The 21,104-nt window shown below is 73.9% G+C and carries 21 protein-coding genes; 13 read left to right on the forward strand and 8 right to left on the reverse strand.

What is annotated here, in order from left to right; all coding sequences use genetic code 11:
• The first annotated feature begins 265 nt into the window (after positions 1-265).
• The gene (locus tag ACFOWE_RS32240) at positions 266-1,495 is read left to right on the forward strand and encodes an LCP family protein (RefSeq protein WP_377294571.1); all 1,230 of its coding nucleotides are present in this window, start codon (positions 266-268) and stop codon (positions 1,493-1,495) included.
• Positions 1,496-1,567: 72 nt separating this feature from the next.
• Here the strand turns inward: ACFOWE_RS32240 and ACFOWE_RS32245 are convergent, their stop codons facing one another.
• Positions 1,568-2,209, reverse strand: coding sequence for a GOLPH3/VPS74 family protein (locus ACFOWE_RS32245; RefSeq protein ID WP_377294573.1), 642 nt, complete (start codon positions 2,207-2,209; stop codon positions 1,568-1,570).
• Positions 2,210-2,363: 154 nt separating this feature from the next.
• Here ACFOWE_RS32245 and ACFOWE_RS32250 point away from each other — a divergent pair, with 154 nt between their 5' ends.
• From ACFOWE_RS32250 to ACFOWE_RS32265, 4 genes are all read left to right on the forward strand, one after another.
• Positions 2,364-2,942: a DM13 domain-containing protein gene (locus ACFOWE_RS32250; protein WP_377294574.1), complete on the forward strand. Its 579-nt coding sequence runs from the start codon at positions 2,364-2,366 to the stop codon at positions 2,940-2,942.
• 66 nt (positions 2,943-3,008) lie between these two features.
• Positions 3,009-3,614, forward strand: coding sequence for a TenA family protein (locus ACFOWE_RS32255; RefSeq protein ID WP_377294576.1), 606 nt, complete (start codon positions 3,009-3,011; stop codon positions 3,612-3,614).
• Positions 3,615-3,782: 168 nt separating this feature from the next.
• Complete coding sequence (locus ACFOWE_RS32260; protein ID WP_377294578.1) at positions 3,783-4,115, forward strand: rhodanese-like domain-containing protein; 333 nt, start codon at positions 3,783-3,785, stop codon at positions 4,113-4,115.
• 304 nt (positions 4,116-4,419) lie between these two features.
• Positions 4,420-5,775, forward strand: a complete 1,356-nt coding sequence (locus ACFOWE_RS32265) for a purine-cytosine permease family protein (RefSeq protein WP_377294580.1) — start codon at positions 4,420-4,422, stop codon at positions 5,773-5,775.
• 193 nt (positions 5,776-5,968) lie between these two features.
• On the opposite strand, the gene ACFOWE_RS32270 is transcribed toward ACFOWE_RS32265, so the two are convergent.
• Positions 5,969-6,553, reverse strand: a complete 585-nt coding sequence (locus tag ACFOWE_RS32270; protein WP_377294582.1) for a methylated-DNA--[protein]-cysteine S-methyltransferase — start codon at positions 6,551-6,553, stop codon at positions 5,969-5,971.
• A gap of 286 nt (positions 6,554-6,839) precedes the next feature.
• Here ACFOWE_RS32270 and ACFOWE_RS32275 point away from each other — a divergent pair, with 286 nt between their 5' ends.
• Positions 6,840-7,268, forward strand: coding sequence for an ATP-binding protein (locus ACFOWE_RS32275; protein WP_377294800.1), 429 nt, complete (start codon positions 6,840-6,842; stop codon positions 7,266-7,268).
• Positions 7,269-7,332: 64 nt separating this feature from the next.
• On the opposite strand, the gene ACFOWE_RS32280 is transcribed toward ACFOWE_RS32275, so the two are convergent.
• The 3 genes from ACFOWE_RS32280 to ACFOWE_RS32290 form a co-directional block, all read right to left on the reverse strand.
• Positions 7,333-8,028, reverse strand: a complete 696-nt coding sequence (locus ACFOWE_RS32280) for a YidC/Oxa1 family membrane protein insertase (RefSeq protein ID WP_377294584.1) — start codon at positions 8,026-8,028, stop codon at positions 7,333-7,335.
• A 239-nt stretch (positions 8,029-8,267) separates the two neighbouring features.
• Positions 8,268-8,534 (reverse strand): DUF6412 domain-containing protein, encoded by a 267-nt coding sequence (locus tag ACFOWE_RS32285; RefSeq protein ID WP_377294586.1) that lies wholly within the window; start codon positions 8,532-8,534, stop codon positions 8,268-8,270.
• 40 nt (positions 8,535-8,574) lie between these two features.
• Positions 8,575-8,742, reverse strand: a complete 168-nt coding sequence (locus tag ACFOWE_RS32290; RefSeq protein ID WP_377294587.1) for a hypothetical protein — start codon at positions 8,740-8,742, stop codon at positions 8,575-8,577.
• A 151-nt stretch (positions 8,743-8,893) separates the two neighbouring features.
• On the opposite strand from ACFOWE_RS32290, the gene ACFOWE_RS32295 reads away from it, so the two are divergent.
• Positions 8,894-9,592 (forward strand): response regulator transcription factor, encoded by a 699-nt coding sequence (locus tag ACFOWE_RS32295; RefSeq protein ID WP_377294589.1) that lies wholly within the window; start codon positions 8,894-8,896, stop codon positions 9,590-9,592.
• A gap of 87 nt (positions 9,593-9,679) precedes the next feature.
• Here ACFOWE_RS32295 and ACFOWE_RS32300 read toward each other — a convergent pair whose 3' ends face one another.
• Positions 9,680-10,198, reverse strand: coding sequence for a hypothetical protein (locus tag ACFOWE_RS32300; RefSeq protein WP_377294591.1), 519 nt, complete (start codon positions 10,196-10,198; stop codon positions 9,680-9,682).
• A 259-nt stretch (positions 10,199-10,457) separates the two neighbouring features.
• On the opposite strand from ACFOWE_RS32300, the gene ACFOWE_RS32305 reads away from it, so the two are divergent.
• The 3 genes from ACFOWE_RS32305 (at position 10,458) to ACFOWE_RS32315 (ending at position 13,352) form a co-directional block, all read left to right on the forward strand.
• On the forward strand, positions 10,458-10,811 hold the full coding sequence (locus tag ACFOWE_RS32305) for an STAS domain-containing protein (RefSeq protein ID WP_377294593.1): 354 nt from the start codon (positions 10,458-10,460) through the stop codon (positions 10,809-10,811).
• 81 nt (positions 10,812-10,892) lie between these two features.
• Positions 10,893-11,591, forward strand: coding sequence for a glycosyltransferase family 2 protein (locus tag ACFOWE_RS32310; protein WP_377294595.1), 699 nt, complete (start codon positions 10,893-10,895; stop codon positions 11,589-11,591).
• A 180-nt stretch (positions 11,592-11,771) separates the two neighbouring features.
• Complete coding sequence (locus ACFOWE_RS32315) at positions 11,772-13,352, forward strand: glycosyltransferase 87 family protein (RefSeq protein ID WP_377294597.1); 1,581 nt, start codon at positions 11,772-11,774, stop codon at positions 13,350-13,352.
• Here the strand turns inward: ACFOWE_RS32315 and ACFOWE_RS32320 are convergent.
• Complete coding sequence (locus tag ACFOWE_RS32320) at positions 13,234-15,549, reverse strand: hypothetical protein (protein ID WP_377294599.1); 2,316 nt, start codon at positions 15,547-15,549, stop codon at positions 13,234-13,236. The genes ACFOWE_RS32315 and ACFOWE_RS32320 overlap by 119 nt on opposite strands.
• A 63-nt stretch (positions 15,550-15,612) precedes the next feature.
• On the opposite strand from ACFOWE_RS32320, the gene ACFOWE_RS32325 reads away from it, so the two are divergent.
• The 3 genes from ACFOWE_RS32325 to serS all read left to right on the forward strand — a co-directional run bounded on the left by ACFOWE_RS32325 (position 15,613) and on the right by serS (position 19,541).
• Positions 15,613-17,136, forward strand: a complete 1,524-nt coding sequence (locus tag ACFOWE_RS32325) for a glycosyltransferase family 87 protein (protein ID WP_377294601.1) — start codon at positions 15,613-15,615, stop codon at positions 17,134-17,136.
• Between the two features lie 9 nt (positions 17,137-17,145).
• Positions 17,146-18,066 carry a prephenate dehydratase gene (gene pheA, locus ACFOWE_RS32330; RefSeq protein WP_377294603.1) on the forward strand — a complete coding sequence of 307 codons (921 nt, stop codon included), beginning with the start codon at positions 17,146-17,148 and terminating at the stop codon, positions 18,064-18,066.
• A gap of 212 nt (positions 18,067-18,278) precedes the next feature.
• Positions 18,279-19,541, forward strand: coding sequence for a serine--tRNA ligase (gene serS, locus ACFOWE_RS32335; RefSeq protein ID WP_377294605.1), 1,263 nt, complete (start codon positions 18,279-18,281; stop codon positions 19,539-19,541).
• A 90-nt stretch (positions 19,542-19,631) separates the two neighbouring features.
• Here the strand turns inward: serS and ACFOWE_RS32340 are convergent, their stop codons facing one another.
• Positions 19,632-21,020 (reverse strand): hypothetical protein, encoded by a 1,389-nt coding sequence (locus ACFOWE_RS32340; protein WP_377294607.1) that lies wholly within the window; start codon positions 21,018-21,020, stop codon positions 19,632-19,634.
• Between the last annotated feature and the right edge of the window lie 84 nt (positions 21,021-21,104).

The raw sequence follows: 21,104 nt of genomic DNA on the forward strand, positions 1-21,104 counted from the left end.
TCCGGACTGGACACGATCATCCTTTCGAGCGGTTGTCGTCCTCTACGGTAACGATCGGGACGTGATCGATGTTTCCGGCCCGCCCGACGATCGCGTTCGCAACGGTCCAGTACCCTTCTGTGGATTTTTTCCATGGGGAAACCTTGACGTCGTCTCTACGCGGGTGAGAGCCAAGAAGTAGCGTCGATGGTGGCGATTCCCCCGTTTCCGCCGCACGCCGGAGACGCGAGTGGGAAGTGGCTTCGAGCAGTGGCGGAGATGCGACGTGGGTGACTGGCAGAAGGACGACGAGCGCACTCGTGCGATGAGGTCACCCGCTCCCACCCCCGTGGCGCGGGAGGAGACCACGCCCCGGGCCGTGTCCCGGGTGTACGGCAGGGCGCGCTCGGGCGGCGGCCCCGTCAAGCCCCTCCCGGGCGCGTCCGGCGCCCCCGCGTCCGGCGCCCCCGCCGGTCCTCCGGGCGGTCCCTGGGGCGGTTCCCCGGGCGGCCCGTCCGGCGGGAAGGGGGGCCCGCGCGCGGCGGGCACGGCCTGGCGGCCGAAGCGGCCGGGCCGGCTGGCCGTGCGGATCCTGGCGGGACTGGTCGCCGCGCTGCTGGTGCTCGCCGTCGGCGGATACTTCACGCTCGACGGGCGGCTGAAGCGGATCGACGCGCTCGGCGACTACGAGGGGCGGCCCGCCGACACGCCCGGCACGAACTGGCTGCTGGTCGGCTCCGACAGCCGCGAGGGCCTGTCCAAGGCCGAGCGCAGGAAGCTCGCCACCGGCAGCTCCGTGGGCCGCCGCACCGACACGATGATGCTGCTGCACATCCCCGAGGGCGACGGCCGGCCGACCCTGGTCAGCCTGCCGCGCGACTCCTACGTGCCGATCGACGGCCACGGCAGCGACAAGCTCAACGCCGCCTACGCCTACTCCGACGGCGGCCCCAAGCTGCTGGCGAAGACGGTGGAGCAGGTCACCGGGATCCGGATCGACAACTACATGGAGATCGGCTTCGCCGGCTTCGTCGGCATCGTGGACGCCGTCGGCGGCGTCGAGATCAACGTCAAGCAGGACATCAAGGACCCCAAGGCCGGGATCGACCTGAAGAAGGGCGTGCAGACGCTCGACGGCGCCACCGCCCTCGGCTACGTCCGCACCCGCGCCACCGGCGCCATCCCCGATCTCGACCGGACCCAGCGCCAGCGCCAGTTCTTCGCCGCCGTGGTGAAGAAGGTCGCCAGCCCCGGCGTGCTGCTCAACCCCTTCACGTCCGTTCCGCTGGCCTTCGCGGCCACCGACTCGGTCGCCGTCGGGGAGGAGAGCGGCGCCACCGACCTGCTCTCCCTCGCCCTGGCGATGGGCGACGACCCGATCACCACGGTCGTGCCGGTCGGCTCCTTCCCCACCGTCAACGGCCAGTCCGTCGTCAAGTGGGACCGGGAGAAGGCCCTGCGCCTGTTCGACGCCCTCGCCGAGGACAAGCCGGTCCCGAAGGACGTCCTGAAGTAGGTAGCGGGTACGCCCTCCGGCGCCGGGCCCGCCGGGCGTCAGGCTCCGGCGGGCGTCAGGCTCTGCCGGGCGTCAGGCTCCGGCCGCTCCGGCGGCCGCGGCGCCCCCGGCGAGGATGGCCGCGTTGATCGAGGCGATGGTCTTGGCCACGGCGTCGCCGACCCACGCGCCCTCGACGATCTCCTTGACGCGCTCCTTCCGCACCCCCGGGAACGCCTTGCGGTCGATCTTCGCCGCGTGCAGTACGGCGAGCAGCACGGCGATCCGCTCGTCGGGGTCGGACCCGGCCAGCACGCTCTGGACCCGTTCCCGGATCTCCCGCTCGACGCGCGGGTCACGCTCGGGATAGCGGGTGACGGGGAAGACCCCCAGGACCTTGCGGTGCTCCGCGTCCAGCACGCCGCGCTCGGCCAGCCCGGTCAGCAGGCGCCGGCGGAGCTTGGCGGAGGAGAGCCGGTAGACCCACCACTCGGGCTTGCGCTCCTTGGAGTCTCCGGCGATCCGGGCGAGCGTCGCGTCCAGTTCCTCGTCCCCGAGCGGCGTCGTGTCCCTGACCACGACCTTCTTGCCGGCGAGGTCGATGCGGCCGGTGATCGCCAGCTCCGCCAGGAGGGCGCCGCCGAGCGCGGGATCCAGCTGCGTCGAGTTGACCAGGGGCTTGCCCGTGCTCTCCTCGTGGGCGAGGAGGAGGACTTCTTCGGCGATGGTGGTCATGGTCCCGACCCTATGCCGGGACATGTCCGGGCGTGAGACCGTAAGCGTTACATGACCCCCTCGGAGCCGGGGCGCGGCGTACGGTCGGATCAGGATCCCCGGCGGGCCGTCCGCCGGAACCCGGCAGGCCGTACGTCAGGACGCGGAGGACACCGTGGGCAACGCGAGGATGAGGAAGCTGCTGCGCCACCCCGTCGCCTGGGTGGTCCTGGGGGCCGGGGCGGCCGGGCTCGCCGTCGCCCTGTACCTGTTCCAGCCGTGGCGGCTGTTCACCACCGTCGAGGTGAACGAGGCGCCGCCGGTCGCGGCGGGCGCTCCCGGGACCCCGGCGCCGGACCGGCCGGGCGGGTCCGCCGCAGGGCCCGCGGGTGAGGCCGCCGGGGCGCCGAAGACCCTGGCGACCGGCACGTTCGTCTCCCACGAACACGACACGGCGGGAACGGCGAAGGTCCTGGAGCTGGCCGACGGCAGCCGGGTGCTCAGGATCGAGGACCTGGACACCTCCGACGGGCCGGACCTGCGGGTCTGGCTGAGCGACCAGCCGGTCAAGGAAGGGCAGGAGGGGTGGTTCAACCTGGACGACGGCGAGCACCTGGAGCTGGGCGAGCTCAAGGGCAACAAGGGCGACGCCAACTACGCCATCCCGGCCGGGGCGGACCTGGACGACCTGAGGACCGTCACCATCTGGTGCAGGCGCTTCAGCGTCTCCTTCGGCGCGGCCGCCCTGGCCTGAGCGGCCCCGTCCGGGGCGGTGCCACGGACCGCCGGACGGATCAAGTTCTGCCAGAATCCTCCGCTTATGAGCATCTCTGAGGAACTCCACGCGATCGGCCGACCCCTGCTCGACGCGCAGCTCGCCCACCCCACGGTGCGGGGGATCGCGCGGGGAGACCTTCCCGAGCCGGTGTTCCGGTCGTGGCTGGAGCAGGACTATCTCTACCTGCTGGACTACGTGCGGGTGTTCTCCCGGCTGGCCTGGCAGGCGCCCGACGGGCACCTCGGCGACCTGGTGGACCTGGCTCACTCCACCTTCCACGAGGAGCTGAGTCTGCACCGCTCCCTGTCGGCCGAGTTCGGCGCCGACCTGGAAGGGGCCGTGAAGGGGCCGGCGTGCACCGCCTACACCGCGTTCCTGCTGGAGGCGGCCGCCGACTACGCCGAAGGACTGGCCGCGCTCTACCCCTGCATGTGGGGCTACTCCACGCTGGGCCGGATCCTGGCCGAGAATCCCCCGGCCGAGCCGCGCTACCGCGCTTGGGTGGACACCTACGCCCACCCGGACTTCGCGGCGCTGACCCGGCGCATCGCCGTGATGATCGACGAGGCGGCTCCGGACCCGGAGCGGGCCAAGGAGCTGTTCACCCGGGGGATGGAGCACGAGCTCGCCTTCTGGGACGTGCCCTGAGGTCCCTTCCGTTCTCCGGGGCCGCGTCCTGAGCGCCTGCCGGCGGAGCCGTCCCGGCCCGGGCGGCTGCCCGCCTTCCCCGCCGGCGCGCGGCTCGGCCGGGGCCGGTTCACCCCGTCCGGGCGGCTTCCCAGGTCGGCGGCTCCGGCGCTCCGCCGACCGGGCATCATGAGGGGCATGAATGTTCCTGAGGTCGAGGCGCGGGCCGTACCGGACGAGGCGTTCCTGCTGGACGTGCGCGAGCACGACGAGTGGCGGGCCGGGCACGCGCCGGCGGCCGTGCACATCCCGCTCGGCGAGCTGCAGGCGCGCGTGGAGGAGGTCCCCGCGGACGTGCCCGTCTACGTGGTCTGCCGGGTGGGCGGGCGCTCCGCGCACGCCGCGGCCTGGCTCAACCACGTGGGCCGCGAGGCGCTCAACGTCGAGGGCGGCATGCGGTCCTGGGCCGGGGCGGGCCGTCCGATGGTGAGCGAGACCGGCCAGGACCCGTTCGTGGCCTGAGGGTCGTTCGGGCGGGGGACGCGGACGCCCCCGGAGCCCGGAGCGCCCGCCGGTGTGCGGGCGCCGCGGAGGCGGAGCACGGGGTGAGAGCTCACAGGTCCTCGCGGGGATACGGGGGTGAGGGCTCACACGGTCCTCGCGGGGATGAGGTCGATGGCATAATTCGGGGCGAAAGTGTCTACCGCGGGAGCTCGGGCGGAACCGGGCTGAGAGGGCGGAACCACACGGAGGACCGGGACGGTCCTCCCTCGCGCCGCCGACCGCATGAACCTGTCCGGGTAATGCCGGCGTAGGGAGCGCGCTGATGGCGTCCGACGTCACCGATTCCGCGCATGCCGACAGGCGTGCCGAGGCCCCCCTCACCCTCGACGAGGCCCCGCCGAAGGCGCTCGGCGTGCTCGACCAGGGCGCCCTCTGGGCCAACCTGGGCGTCAGCCTGCTCGGCTTCTCCGGCGCGATCGCGCTGATCGACCCGCTGGGGGACCGGCCGCTGAGCTTCCTGGCGGCCGTGACGGCCGCGGTCGTCGGCAGTCTCGTCGGCACCGCGATGGTGGCGCTGGCCGCCCTCCCGGGCCAGCAGACGGGCGCGCCCGCGATGGTCCTGCTGCGCGGCCTGTTCGGCGCCCGGCTGTCGTACGTGCCGACCGTGCTCAACGTCATCCAGATGATCGGCTGGGGGGCCTTCGAGCTCTGGGTCATCGCCCAGGGCGCCCAGGCCATCGCCGGCTCCTTCGGGGCCGAGGTGCCCTACGCCGTCTGGGTGGTCCTCGGCGGGGTGATCACCACCGCGCTGACCATCAGGCCGCTGGGCGCGGTCCGCCTGCTCCGCCGCTTCGTCACCGCCGGCGTGGTCGTCTCGATGGTCTGGTTCACCTACGCGCTCTTCAGCCAGGACCCGGCGATCGGCACGGGGACCTGGGAGGCGTTCGCCCCGTCCGTCGACTACGTGATCGCGCTCTCGGTCTCGTGGGTGCCGGTCGCGGCGGACTTCGCGCGCTTCTCCCGCTCCGGCCGGGCCGCCTTCACCGGCGTGGTCGGCGGCTACACCATCGCCCAGGTGGCCTGCCTGGTCCTCGGCATCGCGGCGCTCGCGCTGGTCGGCAACGACCCGGACCGGGTGTGGGACCCGTTCGTGGCGGCCTCGCTCGGCTGGCTGTTCTTCGGCATCCTCGTGCTGCGCGAGACCGACCAGTCGTTCGTGAACGTCTACTCCACCGCCGTGTCGCTGCAGAACCTGCTGCCCCGGCTGGACCGGAGGATCATCTCGGTCGTCACCGGCGTGGTGGTCACCCTGCTCGCGATCTACGTCAAGGCCGACACCTACACCGCGTTCCTGGGGCTGATCGGCGCCGTCTTCGTCCCGATGTTCGCCGTCCTCGCGGTGGACTACTTCCTGCTCGGCGGCAGGGAGCGCTGGAACACCTCCGAGGACGCGCCCTCGCGCTGGCTCATGGTCGTCCCCTGGGTGCTCGGCTTCGCCGCCTGGTGGATGCTGGCCGCGCTGCCGGCGGCGCCGGAGCTGGCGTGGTGGACGGCGTTCTGGACGGGCGCGCGGGATCTGGTCGGGCTCGTCCCGCAGCCGTGGATGAGCGCGGCCGTCGCGGCGTTCTGCGTCTCCGCCCTGGTCACCCTGGGCACGGGGGCCCTGCGCCGCCGCTGAGCGGCTGAGCGGTTGAACGACTGAACGACTGAACGACTGAACGACTGAGCGGCTGAGCGGCGATCCGCCCGCCGGGGCGTTCGCCGTTCCCTTTTCCCGGGCTCCGGCGGACACCCGGGACCTTCTTCCCGAGCGCCGCCGGGACACGCCGCCGGGACGCCCCGGGGCCTTCCCCGGGTGTCCCGGCGGAGCCTCAGACCCCCCGCGGGCGGTTGCGGCCCTCGATGCGCAGCAGCCGCTCCTTGGCGACCGGGCCGCCCGCGTACCCGCCGAGCACGGTCTCGTTCTCGACCACCCGGTGGCAGGGGACGATCACGCACACCGGGTTGGAGCCGAGCGCGTTGCCGACCGCGCGCAGCGCCCGCGGCCGGCCGATCCGCTCGGCGATCTCCCGGTAGGTGGTCGTCGTCCCGTACGGCACGGCGAGCATCATCTGCAGCACGGTCCTGGCGAACGGCGTGGCGAGCTGGAGGTCGACCGTGGTGGTGAACGTGCGCAGCCGCCCGGAGAAGTAGGCGTCCAGCTCCCGGCGGACGGGGTCGAGCCGCCGGGGATCGGGCCCGATGAACGCGCCGACGCCCCGGGAGACGCGCTCGAAGACGACGTTCTCGTCCTCGTAGCTGCAGGCCACCACACCCCGGCCGGTCACCGCGAGGATCAACCGCCCCACCGGCCCGTCATGGGTGCCGAACGCGATGTCGGGATGGCGGTCGCCGACGTAGGTGGGCGAGGTCACCCGGAGCAGCGCGTCGAGATCCTCGGATGACCCGGATGACATGGCCCGCCCTTCCCTCCTCCAGGCGTGTGGTGACGGCAGCGTATCGGACGCCTCACCTGGGCAGGTACGCCCCGGTAAGGTGCGACACGCCCGGCCCCCATTACCGTGCGTGACACGCCGGAGCGGTAAGACGGCGGCAATGGAAGCGCCGATCTATTGTCGAGCGTGCACAAGCTGTAACCGGCACGCGGTTTCTATGGCTATCTAACGGGGCATTTCGGTCGTACTGGGGTGTGCTCCTCAGGGGGAACAGGGATAGGGGGAGGTGAGTCCGTCGAGCGTCGTCATGTTGCCGTATGCACCGTCCAGTGTGGCCGTCGCACGTCAGTACCTCAGCTCTGACCTGCAGGAATGGGGCGTCTGCGAGACCGCGATCGATGACGCCGTGCTGGTGGTGAGCGAGCTGCTGAGTAACGCGCTCCGGCATGCGCACCCCCTGCCGTCCGGGCAGATCAAAGTGGCGTGGCAGTGCACTGACGGACACGTCGAGGTAGCGGTGAGTGACGGAGGGTCGGCCACCGAGCCCCGCGCGGGGAGGGCCGCGCTCTCCTCGCTGGGGGGCCGGGGGCTCGGCATCGTCGAGTATCTGGCGGAGAACTGGGGGGTCAGGCACGACGGGGACATCACCACGGTCTGGGCACTGGTCACGATCCTCGCCCCGCTGGGCGACGACCGCACCTCCCTCCCTGAGCCCGCCCTGCGGGAGTGCATCTGACCGCAGGGCGGGCTCAGGAACGGGAGCGCACCGGCGCCCGCCGGAGCGGGCGGCCGGACGGGGATCAGGCGGCCGAGAGGGCGGGACGGTACAGCACCGCCCTCTCCGCGGCGGTCCAGGCGGTCGTGACCAGGAGATAGACACCCGCCGCGAGCGGCAGCACCGCCGCCACCAGGACCGTCCCGAACGGCAGCAGCGGCATGATCCTGCGCAGGGCCTCCGGCTGGACCTCCTCCCCCATCGTCCGCCGGATCCGGCGTGAGGTGACCGCCGCCACGGCCAGCAGGAGCAGGAAGAGCCCGGCGAAGACCAGTGCCGGAGCGCTGATCAGCCCGGCCCCGGCGACCGTGCCCGCGAACTGCTGCCCCAGCGGCACGCCGAACAGCCCGTGGGTGAGCAGCGCGTTCGCCTTCCCCGCGATGGCCGAGGAGACGAAGACCTGGTACATGACCATGAAGAACGGCGCCTGGGCGAGGCCCGGGAGGCAGCCGGCGACGGGAGAGGCGTTCTCCGCGGCGTAGAGGGCGGTCAGCTCCCGCCTGAGCCGCTCGGGGTCGCGGCCGTACCGCTCCCGCAGACTGACGACCCGCGGTGCGAGCCGCCGGCGGGTGCGCTCGCCTCTGGCCTGCATGACGCTGAGCGGCAGCAGCAGGAGCCGGACGGCGACGGTGAACAGCGCGATCGCCGCCGCGGCGGAGCCCAGCGGCCCGGTGAGCGCGGTGATGAGGTCGGCGGTGAACGCCAGGATGGGATCGAACATCTGCGGAGAGCCCTTCTGAGCGGAACGGAACCGGCGCAGAAGACGCCCGCGGCACGCCGTCCCGGAGCGTGGGACGGAGAGGCCCTCAGCGGGTCACGGAAAGTCACGAGGGAGCCGGGAGGCTCCAGCGTCACGGAGACACTCGCCGGGACGGACCGGAAGAGCCCGGCGGTCACGGGGACTCGCCGGGACCCTGAGGACCCCGGCGGTCACGGGGACTCGCCGGACCCGTGAGGGGATCACGCGGGCGCCGGGCCCGCCGATGGCGCACGCGGCAGGGACCGCCCGGGCGCGCCGGGGTCGCACTGCCGTACGAGGGCCGGCCGGGTGGCACGGCCGCCCCCCTGCGGGCGCGGGGCCGTGCGGGCCGCGGCGGAGGAGGGCAGCGCGCGCAGCGCCCAGGCGAGGAGGAGAACGCCCAGCCCGGCCACGGCGGTCGCCGTCAGGGCGCCGCCGTCGGACAGCATCCAGACGGAGAGCGTCTGGAGGACGAGGAGGGGGTTCATCCGCGGGTCACGTGGAGGGCCCGGCCGCCGCCGTGACCGGTCACTTGGAGAACTTGCCCGCGACCGTGACCAGGGCGACGACGACGAAGGCCACCAGGGCCAGCACCAGCAGGAGCTTGAACAGCCCGAACAGGGCGGGCAGCACGAGCCCGAACACCACGTAGAGCGCGAGGAGGACGCCCAGGACTGCCATCACGATACGACCCATGGCCCCACCGTACGCCGGGCGGCGGCCCGGTGCGGGCTCCGGCGTATAACGATGCGCTCCCCGGCCGGATCCTCCGGAGCGGTCCGGCCGGATTCCGAGGAAGCGGTGACGGACCTCACGGGAGCGCGCCGTCCGGGCCTACCGTTTAGGCATGAGCGCGCGGATTCTGGTGGTGGAGGGCGACCCCGGGGTGGCCGAGGTCGTGGCCCGCTACCTCGAACGCGACGGGCACCGCGTCGAGTGCGTGGGGGACGGCGCCGCGGCCCTCCGGCACGCGCTGGCGGACCCGCCCGACCTGCTCGTGCTCGACCTGACGCCGCCCGGGGCGGACGGCCTGACGATCTGCCGGAAGCTCAGGGAGCACCGGCCGGTCCCAGTGATCATGCTGACCGCGCCGGACGGGGAGATCGACCGGGTCGCCGGTCTGGAGACCGGCGCCGACGACTACGTCACCAAGCCGTTCAGCCCCCGCGAACTGGCGCTGCGCGTCCAGTCGGTGCTGCGGCGCTCGCGCGGGGCCGCCCCGCCCGGCGGCACGGGCGTGCTGCGGGACGGTGAGCTGCTGGTCGACATGGGCGCGCACGAGGTACGGCTCGCCGGTGCGCCGGTCACGCTGACCGCCCGTGAGTTCGACCTGCTGGCCCACCTGATGCGCAACCCCCGTCAGGTCTTCAGCCGCGCCACCCTGCTCGACCAGGTGTGGGGCTGGTCCTTCGGCGACTCCTCCACGGTGACCGTCCACGTCCGCCGCCTCCGGGAGAAGATCGAATCCGGCCCGGCCGCTCCCCGGCGCATCGTCACCGTCTGGGGCGTCGGCTACCGCTACGAGCCCGCGGCGCCTGCGTCGTGAGGGGCGCCCGCCGGACTCCCGGCGGGCGCGTCCTCCGGCCGGACCGGCACGTCGCCGGGGCCGGACCGGCATGTCTCCGGCCGGCGGTCAGACCGGCATGTCCCCGACGACCCTGCGGGAGACCGTCAGGGTGGGCGCCTCGCCCTCCGGCTGGGCGGGGACCATGAGGGTCACCTGGATCTCGCCCGGGGAGGCGCCCGCCGGCGCGGCGGGCCCGTCGGAGGGGGGATCCTGCAGGGTGCCGAAGGTCTCCACCATGGCGCGGAAGGTCGGGCAGGGCCAGCGCCACATGCAGCTCCGGCAGCGCAGGATCGGGTGCGCCGCGTCGCTGGTGATGCCGCCCGCGTCCCGGGGCTGGTGGAGGTCGAGGAGCCGGATGCCGAGCGAGGCGAAGTCGAGCAGCTCCTGGCGCGCCCCCTCCAGGAAGTCGAGGTCCGCGCTCGTCAGGCGGGTCCGGATCGGCACGTACCCCTCGCGGTTCACCAGGCCGCGCAGGGAGTGCGTCGCGTCGTGCCACGAGGTGGACCTGGTGGCGCGGGTGAGGGTGGACTCCAGGCGCGCCCGGAGTCGCTCTCGCTGGGGATCCTCAGGAAGATCGTTGTTCATCGAAACCGCTGGCCCGTTTCTACTCGGCGTCCGTCGTCGTACACGGTGCATCGACGGTCGGGAGGTTCCGGGCCTCCCCCCTCTCCGGCTGAGCCGGTGTTGCACAGGGTCAAGCTTCCCGCACCGAGGGTCCGCGTGAGGGGAGAACGGAGGACAAAGAGCCGGGAAGTCATAGCCCCGACAGGCAAAACCTCGCACAGGACACCCCCTGGAGCGAGAGAACGTGACCCGGGGCCGTCGCGCCGCTAGTGTGCCCGCTGTGGAGCTAAAAGTCTCATCTCGATCTCACGGTGATCACACAATTGTGACCATTGTGGGAGAAATCGACCTATATACCGCGCCTCGTCTGCAGTCCGAGTTCACCCGGATCCTCGACGAGAGCACCACGACCCTCATGGTCATCGACATGTCGGGGGTGGAGTTCTGCGACTCCACCGGCATGAACGTCCTGCTCTCCGCCCACAAGCGGCTGCGCGAGCGCGGCGGAGTCCTGGAGATGGCCGGGCCCCGGCCCGCCGTACGTAAGATTCTTCAGGTCACCGGTCTCGACTCGGTGTTCACCATCCACGAGGCGGTGCCCGAGGAACTGCTGGCGGCCGAGCCGCAGGCGTGAGCCGCCCCGCCGGGGCGCGGGACGGGCACCGGGCGCGTCCGCGCCGACCGGCGGACGAGGCGATCTGCGGAAGAAGGCTGCATGACCGGCACAGCGGTGATCATCCCGGCCAAGGACGAGGCCGACCGGATCGGCGCGACCGTGGCCGCGGCCAGGGCGTTGCCGTACGTGGACCTGGTCGTCGTCGTGGACGACGGCTCGGCCGACCGGACGGGCCTGGTGGCCAGGGCCGCGGGGGCCCGCGTCGTGCGGCACGGCCGCAACCGGGGCAAGGCCGCCGCGATGGAGAGCGGGGCCGAGGTCGTGCGCCTGCTCGACGTTGAGGGCGCCGAGCCCCGGCACCTGCTCTTCCTCGACGCCGACCTGGGCGAGACCGCGCACACCGCCGCCCCCCTGATCGAGCCGGTCAGGACGGGCGAGGCGGACATGACCATCGCGGTCTTCGCCACCCGGGTCAAACTGGGCGGCCACGGCTTCGTGGTACGGCTGGCACGCGACGGCATCCAGCGGGCCACCGGCTGGACGCCCGCCCAGCCGCTCAACGGACAGCGCTGCCTGACCCGGGCCGCCTTCGAGGCGGCCCGGCCCCTGGCGCACGGCTTCGGGGTGGAGACGGGCCTGACGATCGACCTGCTCCGCAAGGGGTTCCGGGTCCGCGAGGTCGAGGTGGAGATGGCGCACCGCGCCACCGGCACCGACTGGCGGGCCCAGCTCCACCGGACCAGGCAGTTCCGCGACGTCGCCCGCGCCCTGCTGGCCCGCAGGGCCCTGCGGGTCTGAGCCGCCCGCCGGAGGTGGACGGGCGACGGCGCCTGAGACGCCGGGCCGGAGGGCCCGAGCCGCCCGCCGGGCCGGACGGGTGTCCGCGGTCCCGGGCGCCGGGTTCGGGAGTCCGGACCCCTCCGGGGCGGCCCGGTGACGGCGCGGCGGGCACCGGTCCGGATGTGCTGGAATTTGCGGGTGACTCAGGACACGGTGGTGGCCGGCGGGCCCGTGCGGCGCGGTCCGCGTGACGCGCTGGCCGGGCTCGCCCCGGTGGCGATCACCCTCTCGGTCGGGCTGACGGTCCTGATCGGCCTGCTGGGCCCCTCGGCCATGGTGCCGCGCCTGCCGGGCCCCTCCTGGCAGCCGCCGTACTCGCTGGCGGCCGGGCCGGACGGCCACCTGGTGATCGCCCTGGCCGGCGCGGCGATCGTGCTGGGCGGGCTCGGCCTGGCGGCCGGGCTGCGCTCCGCGTGGCGGCCGGACCCCCGCCGGCTGCTGGTGGCCGGGTCCGCGGTGGCCGGGCTGCTGGCCTTCCTGCCGCCCTCGGGCTCGGCCGACCACCTGAACTACGCCGCCTACGGCCGGCTGGCCGCCCTGGGGCACGACCCGTACGCCGTGGCGCCCGCCGCCTTCCCCGGCGACCCGGTCGCCGGGGCGGTGGAGGAGTGGACCGGGGTGACCAGCGTCTACGGGCCGGTGGCGACCGCCGTTCAGGCGCTGTCCAGCCTGGTGGGAGGAGAGTCGGTCCGGCTGACCGTCTTCGCGATGGCGCTGTTCAACGCCGCCGCGTTCGTCGGGACCGCGCTGCTGCTGCACCGCTTCACCGCCGCCGACCCCGGTCTGCAGCGGCGGGCGGCGCTGCTCTGGGCGGTCAACCCGCTGATGATCTACCACCTGTCCGCCGGGATGCACGTCGACACCATGGCCGTGGCCTGCATGGCCGCCGCCCTGTGCGCCCTCCTGTCCACCGGCCGGGCGGCCCGGCACGCCGCCTCCGGGGTGCTGCTGGGGCTCGGCATCGGGGTCAAGCTCAACGCCGGGCTGGTCGCGCTGGGACCCGCCTGGGCGCTGCGGCGCGACCCCGGCAGGCTCGCCGTGGTCGCGGGCACGGCGACGGCCACGGTGGCGGCCGTCTACGCCGCGGCCGGGCCGCACGTGCTGGACCAGGTGGGCGCCGCCGGGCGGAAGGTCTCCCTCGCCACCCCGTGGCAGCAGGTGAAGCTCGGCCTCCAGACGCTGTTCGGGCCGGGCGCCTACACGGCCTGGATCCAGGCCGGGTCCGTGCTGCTGCTGGCGGTCCTCGCCTGGCTGCTGCTGCGCGCCGCGCCGCGCGGGCCCGCCGTACCGGGGGTGCCCGGGAGCGGTCTGCCGGGGGGACCGTCCGGGAGCCTGTCCGGGGGCGGCCTGCCGGGGGGACCGCCCGGCGCGGACGTCCCCGCGCCGGCGGTGGCCGCGCTGGTCGTCGTCGCCTGGCTGTTCGCCGCGCCGTACGCCCTGCCCTGGTACGACGGCCTGGCCTTCGCCCTGCTGGCGATGACGGCCTCCTGGCCCGCGCTGGAGGGCTTCGTGGTGGCCCGGACGACGATCCTGTCGCTGGGCTACCTCCCCGCCCGGGAGGCGCTGCGCCCCGACGACCTGCTCTGGCTGAAGACCGCGGTCAGGCAGCAGGTGGTGCCGTGGTCCCTGCTGGCGCTGACGGCCGCTCTGGCATGGTGGGCGGCGCGGGCCGGAGCGCGTGCACGCAGGCGGCCAGCGTCAGCGGCACCGCGACCGTGAGGGCCATGGCCGGGATCGCGATGCCCGAGTCGTTCATCAGGAATCCGACGAGCGCGCACGTCAGCGCGCCGATCAGTCCGGCCCGCAGCGCCGGGGCGGCGGCGTAGGCCCGGCCCAGCGCCGGAGCGCCCCAGCGGGAGGGGCGGGCCAGCACCAGGAACAGGAACGCCAGCGCGACCAGCGTGAGCAGGGTCAGCGGCCAGTTCCCGACCGTGATCCCGACCATCGCGGTGAACTTGCGGGCCACCACGGTCAGGGCCTCGCCGTCGAGCACCTGCTGGACGAAGGCGCCCAGGTGGGTGCGGCGCTCGGCGGGGCGGAGCCAGTCGGCGGTCGCGATCGCGCCGATCAGCAGGACCCCGGCCAGGCCGACCAGGGCGAGCTTGGCCACCGAGACCCGGCGGCCGGTCAGCAGGATCAGGAAGACGGCCAGTCCGGTCAGGAACGCCGGGACCCCGCCGAAGTCCGCCCCCCAGCCCGGCCAGCCGTCCGCGAAGACCGCCAGCCCGCCGTAGAGGGCGCAGACGGCCCACGCGAGCCGGGGCCGCCCGCGTGCCGTCAGCCACTGGGCGATCCCGGCCAGGGCGAGGATCGTCCCGGCGGAGTAGACGGCGAAGGCGATGTTGCCGAACCCGTAGAAGCGCCCGCCGGCCACCGGCTCGTACCCGGTGACGGCGTTGACCTGGAGCGTCGAGCCGGTCATCACGTCGGCCAGCAGGGTCAGCGAGGTGACCGCGGCGACCGCGGCCGGCGGGCCGAGCATGTGGTCCCGCCAGGGCCCGGCCAACGCGACGGCGGCGACCGCGCAGGCGATGCCGAGGATGCTCAGGACGGCCCCCGCCATCGGGACGGGGAACGCCCACCACGGCACGAGCTGGGCGAGGAAGGTGGCGACCGCGATCGACCCGCCGACCACGGCGACGGCCCGGACCGCGGCCAGCGTCCGCGTCCCGCCCCACCCTCGCCGGAACGCGGCGGCGGCCAGCAGGTAGAAGAGGATCTGCACGGCCACGAACCCGCCGAAGAACGGCCCGCGCACCCGGTTCACCACCCGGCTGGCGGTGTTCTCCCGGGCCAGGCCGGCCACGGTCTCGGCGACGGGCCCGTCGGCGGGGGCGCCCGCGGTCCAGGCCCGCCCGACGACGCCCTTCGGGGCCTCCAGGCCCAGCAGGGTGATCACGGTGGCGGTCAGGTCGGTGGTGGTGACCAGGCCGTCCTGTCGGGTGGAGGCGGCCGTCAGGAGGCCGCGCGGGTACGGCGTGCCGTCCGGGGACGGGCCCGAGGCGAGCGCCGTGTGCAGGTGCGCCACGTCGGTGGTGTCGGACAGGCCGGCGAGCAGGAGCGTGGTGCCCGGCGGGAGCCGGTCGAGGACCGCGCCCACCCGGCGGTCGATCCCGGCCACGGCCGCGCGCCGCGCCTCCTCGCCCGGTCCTTCGCCCGGCCCTTCGCCCGGTCCTTCGCCCGGCCCTTCGCCCGCTCCTTCGCCCGGCCCTTCGCTCTGGCCGTCCGGGGCCGCGGGTGCGTCGCCGGAACCGGACCCGAGCCAGGCCCGGGTGAGGTCTCCGGCCTCGACGACGACCAGCCGGTACGGGGTCAGGTCGCCGAGCTGCTCCACCGAATCCGCATATTTCGCGACTTTCCCTGATCTGTCGGCGGCGCCCAGGGCGGCTCCCGGCCCGGCCGCCGCGACCTTCCCGCCGGAGCCGGTCACGAGCTGCCCGAGCTGCCCGAGCAGAGGCTTGTAGGAGGTGCCGTCGTTGAAGGAGACCAGCTCCGCCCAGCCGGGCACGCTCGCGCCCTCGCCGGAGACCGCCGGGGCCGCCGGCGGGGCGCACGCCATGGAGGACGTGCCCGCCCGCTGCCCCGCCGAGAACGTCAGCCAGCCCTCCACCGGGCAGATGAAGCCCCGGCCCCTGGGGGGGTTCGCCCGGGTGGAGAGCGAGGCGGCCCCGCCGGAGCCGGTCAGCCTCCACAGGTTCGGCGTGCGCTCCGGGTCCAGGTCGCTCCAGAGCAGTCCAGGCGCCCCGACGACCACGACCCGCTCCGGAAGCCCCGCCGGAGCCGTTGCCACGGCGGCGCGCGCCGTACCGGTCCCGGGCAGGAGCACCGCCACGGCGGTCAGGAGCAGCAGGAGGGGGAGCAGGGTCCGGGCGCGTGCCGTCGCTGGCGGTGTGCGGTGCCTGCGTGCTACGCCCATCCGGTGTCTCCTCGCTGTCGTCCGTCGGCGGCCGGTTCCCGCGTCACGGTAGCCTGCCTGGTCGTGAGGACCGACGAGACGACCGGGACCGGACGGCGGCCGGTGTGGGCGTGGCTGCCGGTGCCGGTGCTCGTCGCGCTGGCGGCGGCCCCCCTGGTGCTCCACTGGCTGGGCAACCCCGACGACCAGCGCCTGGTCGACCTGGACGTTTACCGTACCGGTGGGGAGATGGTCCTGAGCGGCCGGCCGGTCTACGACTTCTGGACGCCGGCGCCGCAGCTGCTCCCGTTCACCTACCCGCCGATCGCGGCGCTGCTGGCCACGCCGCTGGCCGCCATGTCGTGGACGGCCGCGCAGTGGGTGTGGACGGCCGGGATCTTCGTGACGCTGGCGGTCGCCGTCCGGCACGGCTTCCGCGCCGTCTGGGAGCGCCTGGACCGCGTCCGGCCCGTGAACCGGCCCATGGGGCGGCCCGTGAACCGGCCCGTGGGGCGGCCCGTGGGGCGGTCGGCGGATCAGTCGGCGGATCGGTCCGCGGAGGCAGAGGGAGCCGAGCCGCGGGCCGCGGGTCCGGCCGGCGGGCCGGTCGGGAGCCTGGCTGGGGGCCCGGCTGGGGGCCCGGCTGGGGGCCCGGCCGGCGGAGGAGCGCCCTGGAGGCCGCCGCGCCCGCTCTGGACGCCGCTGGCACTGGCGTTCCTGATGGTCGCCTGCACCTACCTGATGCCGATCCGCGACCAGGTCCGCTTCGGCCAGGTGGACATCCTGCTGGTCGCGCTCTGCGTCGCCGACTGCCTGGCCCGGCGGCCGGCCTGGCCGCGCGGCATGCTCATCGGCCTGGCCACGGCCGTCAAGCTCACCCCCGGCGTCTTCCTGGTCTACCTGCTCGTCACCGGGTTCGGCCCCGGGGCCCGCGCCGAGCAGCGCCGTGCCTTCTCCATGGCCGCGTTCACGGCCGCGCTGCTGACCCTGCTGCCGTTCGCGGTGATCCCGTCCGACGCCGCGGACTTCTGGTTCCGCGCGCTGCTCGACCCCGAGCGGCTCGGCGCCAACGCCGCGACCACCAACCAGTCGATGCGCGGCATGCTCATCCGGCTCTACCTGCCCGAGACCCCGACCACCATCGTCTGGCTGGCCCTGGTGGCGCTGGTCGGCTGGTACGGCTTCCGGGCGGCCCGCCGGGCGCTGCTGGACGGCGACGCCCCGACCGCCGTCGCGCTGACCGGGCTGATGGCCGTGCTGCTCTCCCCGGTCGCCTGGATCCACCACCTGGCCTGGGTGGTCGTGGTGCTCGGCGCGGTCGCCGGCGACGGCCGGGACCCGGTGCGGGTCCGGGTGGCCGCCGGCGTCTGGCTCTACTACGTGGTGCCCATCCCCTGGTGGGGGGTGGCGCTGAAGGCCGCGGAGATCCCGGTGCTCAGCCCGGTCCTGGGCAAGCTCGTGCAGAACGCGTTCGGGCTCGGCGCGCTGGCCCTGGTCTGGCTGCTCGGGTCCTGGCTGCCGCGACGGCGCGCCGCTTTCCTCCCCTCCGGGACATTCCGCACGCCGGATGTGGACGTCTCCGCACCCTTTCGGACGGCCGCCGGATAGCCTGTCAACATGCTGAAACTCGCCTACCTGGGTCCCGAGGGCACCTTCGCCGAGGAGGCCCTGCGGATCCTGGCGCCGGACGCCGAGCGCCTGCCGAGCGTGAACGTCAGCGCGGCGCTCGAAGCCGCCCGGCACGGCGAGGCCGACGGCGCCGTCGTCCCGCTGGAGAACTCCCTCGAGGGCGGCATCGCCTCGACCCTGGACGAGCTCGCCTGGGGCGAGCCCCTGCTGATCACCGCAGAGGTGCTGCTCCCCGTCGCGTTCTCCCTGCTGGCCCGGCCGGGCAAGGAGATCGGAGACATCAAGCGGGTCTACAGCCACCCGGCGGCCCTCACCCAGTGTCGCGGCTACGTCGCCCGGGAGCTGCCCGACGCGGTGGTCGTCGCCGCGCCGTCGACCGCGGGGGCGGCCCAGGAGGTCTCCCTGCCGGGCTCGCCGTACGACGCGGCCATCGCCGCGCGCATCGCCGGGGAGCACTACGGCCTGGTCGAGCTGGCCTCCGACATCGGCGACCGCTCCGACACGGTCACCCGGTTCATCCGGGTGGCCCGTCCCGGGCCGCTGCCCGAGCCTACCGGGGCCGACCGCACCTCCCTGGTGGCCTTCCTCTCCGACGACCACCCGGGCGCGCTGCTGGAGATGCTGACGGAGTTCTCCGTGCGCGGGGTCAACCTGACCCGCATCGAGTCGCGGCCCACCGGCGACGGCCTGGGCAACTACTTCTTCCACTTCGACCTGGAGGGCCACGTCGCCGACGCCCGCGTCGGCGAGGCGATCTCCGGCCTCCACCGGATCTGCGCGGGCGTGCGCTTCCTCGGCAGCTACCCGCGCGCCGACGGCCTCGCCCCGCAGATCAGGCGCGGTACGGCCGACACCGACTTCACCGAGGCCGCGTCCTGGCTGACCAGGATCAGGAGCGGCCTGCTCTAGAGGGACCGGGCCCACGGGACACCGGGGCGGGACACCGGGCCGGGACCCGCGCGGGACACCGGGCCGGGCGGCGGGAAGCGGCCGTCCGGGGCCGATCGTCCGAGATCCCCGGGCCCTGCGTGTCCCGGGCCTCGCGTGCCCGGGACGAGAAGATCCGCCGGACACTCCTCATCCGTGTGCGGGTGCGGAGTGTGGATCTGTAGCCTGGGTCTGTGATTGACCTGCGTACCCTTCGTGAGGATCCCGACCGGCTACGGGCGTCGCAGCGTGCCCGCGGTGAGGACGACGCCGTCGTCGACACGCTGCTCGACCTGGACGAGCGCCGCCGCTCCGCGCTGTCGTCGTTCGAGTCGCTGCGCGCAGAGCAGAAGAACATGGGCAAGCTCGTGTCCAAGGCGTCCGGCGAGGAGAAGACGGCGCTGCTGGACCGGGCCAAGGAGCTCGCGGCACAGGTCAAGTCCCTCGAGGCGGAGGCCGAGAAGCTCGCCGCCGAGCTGGAGTCGGTCCTGGAGACCGTGCCGAACATCGTCGACGAGCAGGCCCCGCCCGGCGGCGAGGACGACTACGTCGTGCTGGAGCAGATCGGCGAGCCGCGGGTCTTCGACTTCGAGCCCAAGGACCACCTGGAGCTCGGCGAGCTGCTCGGCGCCATCGACATGGAGCGCGGGGCCAAGGTCTCCGGCTCGCGGTTCTTCTTCCTCAAGGGCGTCGGCGCCCGCCTCCAGCTCGGCCTGCTCAACATGGCCATGCAGCAGGCGGTCGAGGCCGGGTTCACCCCGATGATCACCCCGGTCCTGGTGAAGCCCGAGGCGATGCAGGGCACCGGCTTCCACGTGGCCCACGACAAGGAGATCTACCGCCTGCCCGAGGACGACCTCTACCTGGTCGGCACCTCGGAGGTGCCGCTCGCGGCCTACCACGCCGACGAGATCCTCGACGGCGCGTCGCTGCCGCTGCGCTACGCGGGCTGGTCGTCGTGCTTCCGCCGCGAGGCCGGCTCCTACGGCAAGGACACCCGGGGCATCATCCGCGTCCACCAGTTCGACAAGGTCGAGATGTTCTCCTACTGCCGCCCGGAGGAGGCGCAGGAGGAGCACCTCCGCCTGCTCGCCTGGGAGAAGGAGATGCTCGCCAAGATCGAGGTGCCCTACCGCATCATCGACACGGCCGCCGGCGACCTGGGCACCTCGGCCGCCCGCAAGTTCGACTGCGAGGCGTGGATCCCCACCCAGGGCCGCTACCGCGAGCTGACCTCGACCTCCAACTGCACCGAGTTCCAGGCCCGCCGCCTGGGCGTGCGCTTCCGCGACTCCGGCGGCAAGCCGCAGGCCGCCGCCACGCTGAACGGCACGCTGGCCACCACCCGCTGGATCGTCGCCATCCTGGAGAACCACCAGCGGGCCGACGGCTCGGTCGTGCTGCCCGAGGCCCTGCGCCCGTACGTCGGCCTCGACGTCCTGGAGCCGGTCAAGTAGGACCCCGCACAGAGGGGGGCGGCCCCTGCCGACCCCCTCTTCCGGAGCGATCCGGTGCCCGGGGACAGCCATCCCTGATCTCCGGCCCGTTCACCCGGCCGGGTCTCTCCCGGCCGTCCCCTCGGGTGCCCGTGCGCTCCAGCCGATCAGCGCCGAGGCCGTCACGCCGGCGGTTGCGGCGAGCCAGGAGAGCGCCTCCGCCGTCGAGTGGTCGTCGGGGGTGCCCGAGGCCCAGCCGGAGAAGACGATCCACACCGTGGCCGTGGTGACCGCGGCGACGGCGAGAAGACCGGCCCACACCCAGGGGGGAACGCGGGCCGAGACCGCCGTGGCCAGCGCGAACGCCCCGCCCATCACGCCGAATACGAGCCCCGCTCCGATCAGCAGGGGAGTGATCACGGTGTCCGTCCCGAGGGCGGCGGCGGCGGTGACGGAGAGGCCGAGCGGAGTGAGCGTATAGGCGGCTATGGCGAGGTGCCCGCCCGGCGGGCGGTGGCGGCGGCTGACGGCGACACCGGTCAGGAGAGCGACGAGACCGGCGAAGAACCCGAGAGAGCTCTCGGCCGTCAGGTCGACGCCCGAGTCGTGGAGCGGGACCGCCGCCTCGGTGGAGAGGCTCTCGCCGGCGAAACCGAACCGCCGCCACGTCCCGCCCGTGTCCCGTACGGCGATGCCGTCCCTGCCGTTCGCCACGACCACCACGTGGCCGTCCGCTCTCTCCTGCACCGCGACGGCCTGCGAGCCCACCAGTGCTCCCTCACCCGAGAAGTACCGCCGCAGCACGTCCTCCCGGCCCGGGGAGATCTCCCACGCGGTGGCCCAGGCCCTCCCGCCGTCGCGGGACTCGTGTACGGCCAGGCGGGGCGGGACGACGCGGTAGCAGTGCGCGGGCTCGCTCGGGAGACACGCCTGGGTCCGGGAGGACGACTCCAAGGCCATCGCCGTGCCGTAGGCCTCCTGCTCCACGGTCCAGGTCCTCCCGCCGTCGCGGGAGACGAGCGGGGCGGCGTCGTAGTGGCCGATGACCATGATGATCCCGTCGTCCACGGAGATCGCCGTCGCGGAGGGAGGAGACGGGGCCGCGGATGTGGCCGTGACGGCGATCAGGGCGACGGGGACGATGAGCAGGGTGCGGGCCTGCCGTACGGCCTGCTCGGTGCGGCAGCGTTTCCAGACGAGCCAGGCGGCGGCCAGGGCGGGCAGGGCGACCAGGTCGGTGGGGTCGGCCAGGACCCGGGAGGGGCCGGCGAGGAGCGTCCAGGCATGGGAGGCGAGGGCCGCGCCGGCCTCGGTGGTCTTGACCAGGGTGAAGCCGGTGCCGGTGACGGCGATGGCGGCGGGGACGGGGAGGCGGGCCAGGGCGAGCAGGGGCGGGGCGACCAGCAGCCCGGCGAAGTCGCTGAGTTTGCCGGTGATCAGACCAGGCCAGAGCGCTTTGAGCAGGTGGTCGTTGACGAGCAGCAGAAAGGTGGCCGTCACGGTCACGGGGTGACCGAGCCAGACCAGAGCGGAACCGGGCGCATACCTCATGACGGGATCGATGCACCGGAACCCCACGGGGTT

It is taken from the genome of Planomonospora corallina, from assembly GCF_042650625.1.
In the GTDB taxonomy this organism is placed as follows: domain Bacteria; phylum Actinomycetota; class Actinomycetes; order Streptosporangiales; family Streptosporangiaceae; genus Planomonospora_B; species Planomonospora_B corallina.